This window comes from Vibrio splendidus 12E03, from assembly GCF_000272105.2.
Taxonomy (GTDB): domain Bacteria; phylum Pseudomonadota; class Gammaproteobacteria; order Enterobacterales; family Vibrionaceae; genus Vibrio; species Vibrio splendidus_I.
The window spans coordinates 1-829 of the sequence record NZ_AJZD02000054.1 but is presented as its reverse complement, the minus strand read 5'-3'; the positions used below and the strand labels follow the sequence as shown (position 1 = coordinate 829).

At 52.6% G+C, this 829-nt stretch carries 1 rRNA gene; it reads right to left on the bottom strand.

Annotation, left to right across the window (positions count from 1 at the left end):
• Window positions 1–32: 32 nt before the first annotated feature.
• Window positions 33–829 (bottom strand): 23S ribosomal RNA (locus tag A142_RS05075); the annotation flags it as partial.

Below are 829 nucleotides of genomic sequence, written 5' to 3'. Positions count from 1 at the left end.
TCTTTGAGTCCACAAAACCCCTTGGGTGTTGTATGGTTAAGCCTCACGGGCAATTAGTACAGGTTAGCTCAATGCCTCGCAGCACTTACACACCCTGCCTATCAACGTTCGTAGTCTACGACAACCCTTTAGGACACTTATAGTGCCAGGGAAAACTCATCTCAAGGCTCGCTTCCCGCTTAGATGCTTTCAGCGGTTATCGATTCCGAACTTAGCTACCGGGCAATGCCATTGGCATGACAACCCGAACACCAGAGGTTCGTCCACTCCGGTCCTCTCGTACTAGGAGCAGCCCCTTTCAATTTTCCAACGCCCACGGCAGATAGGGACCGAACTGTCTCACGACGTTCTAAACCCAGCTCGCGTACCACTTTAAATGGCGAACAGCCATACCCTTGGGACCGACTTCAGCCCCAGGATGTGATGAGCCGACATCGAGGTGCCAAACACCGCCGTCGATATGAACTCTTGGGCGGTATCAGCCTGTTATCCCCGGAGTACCTTTTATCCGTTGAGCGATGGCCCTTCCATTCAGAACCACCGGATCACTATGACCTGCTTTCGCACCTGCTCGAATTGTCATTCTCGCAGTCAAGCGGGCTTATGCCATTGCACTAACCACACGATGTCCAACCGTGTTTAGCCCACCTTCGTGCTCCTCCGTTACTCTTTGGGAGGAGACCGCCCCAGTCAAACTACCCACCAGGCACTGTCCGTAATCCCGATTCAGGGACCAACGTTAGAACATCAAAACTACAAGGGTGGTATTTCAAGGACGACTCCACCACATCTAGCGACGCGGTTTCAAAGTCTCCCACCTATCCTACAC